The organism is Streptomyces sp. MB09-02B, from assembly GCF_033794485.1.
GTDB lineage: Bacteria > Actinomycetota > Actinomycetes > Streptomycetales > Streptomycetaceae > Streptomyces.
Map to the genome: position 1 here is coordinate 1 of NZ_JARGEE010000516.1, position 5665 is coordinate 5665.

The 5665-nt window shown below is 70.0% G+C and carries 3 protein-coding genes; 1 reads left to right on the top strand and 2 read right to left on the bottom strand.

Going from position 1 to position 5665, the window contains the following annotated elements; all coding sequences use genetic code 11:
• Positions 1-43: 43 nt before the first annotated feature.
• The gene (locus P1P70_RS39465) at positions 44-2623 is read right to left on the bottom strand and encodes an ABC transporter permease (protein WP_319246476.1); all 2580 of its coding nucleotides are present in this window, start codon (positions 2621-2623) and stop codon (positions 44-46) included.
• Positions 2620-3408: an ABC transporter ATP-binding protein gene (locus tag P1P70_RS39470; protein WP_060887378.1), complete on the bottom strand. Its 789-nt coding sequence runs from the start codon at positions 3406-3408 to the stop codon at positions 2620-2622. The genes P1P70_RS39465 and P1P70_RS39470 overlap by 4 nt, the downstream gene beginning before the upstream one ends.
• Before the next feature lie 471 nt (positions 3409-3879).
• On the opposite strand from P1P70_RS39470, the gene P1P70_RS39475 reads away from it, so the two are divergent.
• On the top strand, positions 3880-5376 hold the full coding sequence (locus tag P1P70_RS39475) for an MFS transporter (protein WP_319246479.1): 1497 nt from the start codon (positions 3880-3882) through the stop codon (positions 5374-5376).
• The last annotated feature ends 289 nt before the right edge of the window (positions 5377-5665 follow it).

Here is a 5665-nt window from a genome sequence, read left to right on the forward strand (position 1 = left end):
CCCCCGTTCCCCCGTGTCCCCCGTGCTCGGTGGCGGCCGGTGGCTACTCGGTGGCGATCGCGTTCAGGACGTTCATGCGGCCCGCCCGGAACGCCGGGACCAGCGCGGCGAACAGGCCCACGAAGGCCGAGCCGATGAAGACCCCGATGATCGTCGGCCACGGGATGTCGAGGACCTTCAGGCCCTCCAGGGCGAGGAGCTGCTGCGCGGTGGCGCCCCAGCCCATGCCCAGCCCCAGGCCGAGGAGCGCGCCGAAGAGGGCGATGACGACCGACTCCAGGCGGATCATGCGGCGCAGCTGGCGGCGGGAGAGGCCGATGGCGCGCATGAGGCCGATCTCCCTGGTCCGCTCGACGACCGACAGGGCCAGCGTGTTCACGACTCCCAGGATCGCGACGATGATCGCGAGGGCGAGCAGGCCGTAGATCATGTTCAGGAGCTGGTCGATCTGGCCCTTCAGGGCCTCCTTGTAGTCGGTCTGGTCGCGGACCTCGTACTGCGGGTAGTCGTGCAGCGCGTCCTTGAGGGACTTGTACGCGGCCGCGTCCTGGCCGTCCTTCGCCGAGGCGAAGAGCAGCTGGTCCAGGGGCATCTTGTCGGCCGGCACGTACTTGGCCATCGTGTCGATGGAGGTGTACATCGCCCCGGCGTCGATGACGACGTCGCTGCTGGTGATGGCGCGGACGGTCAGGTCGGCCGTGCGGCCGTCCTTGAAGGCGACGGCGATCTTCGAGCCGAGCGTGACGTCGTGGTCCTCGGCGAACTTCTCGTGGACGGACATCGAGTCGGGCTTGTAGGCGTCGGTCAGCTTGCCCGCGACGACCTCGGTGGCGAGGTCGGTGGCGTAGCTCGGGTCGGCGGCGGTGATCGCCGTCTTCTCGAGCGTCTTGCCGTCGGGGGTGGTGAAGTCGGCCTGGGTGTACTTGTACTCGGTGACGCTCTTGACGCCCTCGGCGGACTTCGCGGCCGCGACGGCCTGCGGGGTGATCAGCTGGCCGGTGTCGGACTGGATGATGAAGTCCGTGCCGACCGTCTTGTCGAGCTGGTCCGTGGCTGAGGCGACCATGGAGGAGCCGACGACGGAGAGACAGGCGACCAGGGCGAGGCCGATCATCAGGGCGGCGCCGGTGGCCCCCGTACGGCGGGGGTTGCGCAGCGCGTTGCGCTCGGCCATGCGGCCGACGGGTCCGAAGGCCCGCAGGAGGACCGCGCCCAGCACCCGGACCACCGCGCCGGCGAGCAGCGGACCGATGACGACGAAGCCGATGAGGGACAGGACGACCCCGCCGCCGAGCCACATCGAGCCTTCGCTCGCCTTGTCGGCTGCGGAGGCCAGGTAGAGGCAGTAGCCGCCGGCGCCGGTCAGGAGCAGTCCGATCACGGCCCGGACGAGGCCGGCCTTGGCGTCCAGCGGGGCGCCGGCGTCGCGCAGGGCGGCCATCGGGGAGACCTTGCCGGCGCGCCGGGCCGGGACGTAGGCGGCGAGGACGGTGACGACGATGCCGAGGAGCAGGCCGACCGCCGGGGTGGTCCAGGCGATGGTGAGGTCGTCGGTGGACAGGTTCATGCCGGTGGCGCTCATCAGCTTCATCAGGCCGATGGCGAGGCCGACGCCGCCGGCGACGCCGAGGATCGAGCCGAACACGCCCAGGAGCAGGGCCTCGACGAGGACCGACCGGTTGACCTGGCCCCGGCTGGAGCCGATGGCCCGCATCAGGCCGATCTCGCGGGTCCGCTGGGCGACCAGCATCGAGAAGGTGTTGATGATCAGGAAGATGCCGACCAGGAAGGCGATCCCCGCGAAGCCGAGCATGGCGTACTTCATCACGCTCATGAACTCGCCGACGTCCTTGGCGTTGGCGTCCGCGATCTCCTTGGCGGTCTGCACCTTGTAGGCGCCGCCGAGTTCGGCGGAGACGTTCTTCTTGACCTGCGCGTCCGTGAAGCCGTCGGCGGCGGTGATGTTGACGTTGGTGTAGACGCCGCTCTCGCCGACGAGGGCCTTCTGCGCGGTCTCGGTGTCGAGGTAGAAGATCGCGGCGCCCGGGTTGGTGACCTGGAAGTCGGCGATGCCGGAGATCTTCGCCTCGTGCGTGCCGACGGCGCTGATCACGCCGATCGCGTCGCCGAGCCCCAGGTCGTGCTTGTCGGCGGTGTCGGCGTCGACCATGATCTGGTCCGGTCCGCGCGGGGCGTTGCCGGAGGAGATCTTCATGGTGCGGGCGTCGTTGGCGTTCCAGTTGCCGACGATGGTCGGGGCGCCGCTGGTGGGCGAGAGGTTGTCCTTGTCGGCGTCGACGACCGTCACCGAGGTCGAGAAGACGGTGCCCTCGGCCGACTTCACGCCGTCCGCGCCGCCCACCTTGTCCACGACGGAGGCGGGCATGACCGGCGGCTTGCCGTTGTCGGTCTGCGTCTCACCGCTGTCCGAGGCGCCCTTGGCGCTGACCGTGACGTCGGAGGAGGTGGCCGCGAACAGCTTGTCGAACGTGGTGCCCATCGTGTCGGTGAAGACCAGGGTCCCCGTCACGAACGCCACCGACAGCATGACCGCGATGGCGGAGAGCGCCATCCGTCCCTTGTGCGCGAAGAAGTTGCGCAGGGAGGTCTTCATGACACTCATGACGTACGCCCCCGGGCGTCGAAGTCCTTCATACGGTCCAGCACGGCCTCGGCGGTCGGCTTGAGCATCTCGTCGACGATGCGGCCGTCGGCCAGGTACAGCACCCGGTCCGCGTACGAGGCGGCCACCGGGTCGTGGGTGACCATCACGATGGTCTGGCCCAGCTCGTCGACCGACCTGCGCAGGAAGCCGAGGACCTCGGCGCCGGCGCGGGAGTCCAGGTTGCCGGTGGGCTCGTCGCCGAAGATGATCTCCGGCCGGGCGGCCAGCGCCCGGGCCACGGCGACGCGCTGCTGCTGGCCGCCGGAGAGCTGGGTGGGCCGGTGCTTCAGCCGGTCGGAGAGCCCGACGGTGTCGACGACCCGCCCCAGCCACTCCTTGTTCGGCTTGCGCCCCGCGATGTCCATCGGGAGCGTGATGTTCTCTATCGCGTTCAGCGTGGGCAGCAGGTTGAACGCCTGGAAGATGAACCCGATCCGGTCCCGGCGCAACTGCGTGAGCTTCTTGTCCTTGAGCCCGGTGATCTCGGTGTCGTCGAGGTGGATCTGACCCGATGTCACGGTGTCGAGTCCGGCGAGGCAGTGCATGAGGGTCGACTTGCCGGACCCCGAGGGACCCATGATCGCGGTGAACTGACCTCGCGCGATGTCCACGTCCACGTGGTCGAGGGCGACGACACGGGTCTCACCGGACCCGTACGCCTTCACGACCTGCCGCGCCCGCGCGGCAACGGCCGTAGTCCCTCCAGTACCCCCGTGCCTGGTGATGGTTACAGCCGATGTCACGGTATGTCTCCTAAGTCGGGCAGCGGATGCTGCTGTGTCGCCGCGTTCGTGGCGGCTTGCCGTGCGGTACGTCGATGAGTCTGGTCCCCGGAGGGGGTCCGGCGCGCTGGTGCCCAGCGCAGTCTTCCGCTGGGGAAAACCCCACCCCCACCGCTCCGGTGCACCGCCCCCCAGCGGCGTAAAGCCAGGTTAAGGACGGGAGGCCCGCCGTCTCGTCCTCCGCCGGTACGAACCCGCCCCCGGCCGTAGTACGGAGATACCCCTAGGGGATCTCGCCCACCGGGAGGAGACGGCCTAGGGGTCCACCTCCTCCCTCCGGTGCCACCAGGCTGCACCCTGCCGTCGCGTCAGGGTCAATGGCATGGTGGTCGGCGGCAGATAGGTGCAAGGGGAAGGTATCCGGTGGACGACAACGCGGTGGACGGCGATCCGGTCGACGACCGCCCGGTGGACGGCGGTCCGCTCGGCAGCATGGGGTGCGCGCCCACGCCGCCCGACCCGGCGCGGCGGCACAGCGGATCCGGCCGCCGGAGAGCCGTCACCGCCGCGCTGATGCTGGCCATGGGCCTGGCCGCGCTGGACGCCACGATCGTCTCGATCGCCGTACCGCAGATCGTCGCCGACCTCGGCGGCTTCTCCGTCTTCTCCTGGCTCTTCTCCGGCTATCTGCTCGCCGCCACCGTCACCCTCCCCGTCTACGGCAGGCTCTCCGACACCTTCGGCCGCAAACCGGTCCTCGTCGTGGGCGCCGCCGTGTTCCTGCTGGGCTCACTGCTGTGCGCGCTGGCCTGGAACATGGCCGCCCTGATCGCCTTCCGGGTCGTCCAGGGCCTGGGCGGCGGCGCCCTCGCGGGCACGGTGCAGACGCTGGCGGCGGATCTGTATCCGCTGGAAGAACGGCCAAAGATCCAGTCCAAACTGTCCACGGTGTGGGCGGTGTCGGCGGTGGCGGGCCCCGGAGTGGGCGGTGTCCTGGCCGCGTACGCGGACTGGCGCTGGATCTTCCTCATCAACCTGCCGCTCGGCGCGGTGGCGTTGTGGCTGCTGGTCCGTCATCTGCACGAGCCGCCGAGGGAGTCGACGGGCAGCCGGCCCCGGATCGACTGGGCGGGCGCCCTGACGATCCTCGCCTGCGGAGGGGCCCTGCTGACGGCGCTGGTGCAGGGCGGGGTGGCCTGGTCCTGGTTCTCCTGGCCCTCGATCACGCTGCTGGGCACGGGAGTCGCCCTGATCGCGGTACTGGTGCTGGTCGAACGCCGGGCCGCCGAGCCGATCATCCCGGGCTGGGTGTGGCGCCGGCGCACGATCGCGGCGGTGAACCTGGCGCTCGGCGCGCTGGGCCTGCTGATGGTCGCCCCCACCGTGTTCCTCGCGACCTACGCCCAGTCCGTACTGGGCCTGGAGCCGGTGGCCGCCGGTTTCCTGGTCTCGGTCTGGACGCTGACCTGGCCGTTGTCGGCGGCCCTCAGCCAGCACGTCTACCGCCGCATCGGCTTCCGGAACACATCGGTCCTCGGGATCACGGTCGCCGCGCTCGCCCTCTTCTCGTTCGTCCTCCTCCCCTACCCCGGCGAACCCTGGCAACCGACACTGCTGATGCTCCTGCTGGGCGCGGCGCTGGGGCTCTTCCAACTTCCCCTGATCATCGGCGTGCAGTCGTCGGTGGAGTGGGAGGAGCGGGGCACGGCCACCGCCTCCATCCTCTTCTGCCGCCAGACCGGGCAGACCCTGGGCGCGGCGGTCTTCGGCGCGGTGGCGAACGGGGTGCTGGCGTCCCGACTGGGCGGCTCGGGAAACCTCGACGCCGTGACGCACGGCCTCGGTGCCGGAGCGGCCGCCGAGCCGTACCGGCACGCGATCGCGGACGCGGTCCACGCGGTGTACCTGGGCGCGGCCTGTGCGGCGACGGCGGCACTGCTGGTGCTGCTGGTACTCGCGCCCCGGAGGTTTCCGGTACTGAAGGACTGATGCACCCCGCCCGCCCCCCACCGGGCGATCCCTGAGGCACAGCTCACACTGACCCTCGTTCAAAAACCTGAGTTAATCCGGGTAACACCCCAGGTCAGCGGCAGATCCTCCAAGTAAGCGCATACCGACCGATCAGTTTGCCGAAAGGCTCGCGCTTCGCCGAACCCACGAGTAGCGTTCACGCCCGCCCCCCTCCCTGCGGTCCGCACCCGGACCCGAGCCGCGCAAGGAGACCAAGGGATGACCGACCCGTTCTCGTCACCCCCGCACCGAACCCCGCACCGAACCC

Excerpts from the sequence above, each read along its gene's own strand:
- P1P70_RS39475 (WP_319246479.1), top strand. The coding sequence starts at position 3,880 with ATGGGGTGCGCGCCCACGCCGCCCGACCCGGCGCGGCGGCACAGCGGA.
- P1P70_RS39465 (WP_319246476.1), bottom strand. The coding sequence starts at position 2,623 with ATGAGTGTCATGAAGACCTCCCTGCGCAACTTCTTCGCGCACAAGGGA.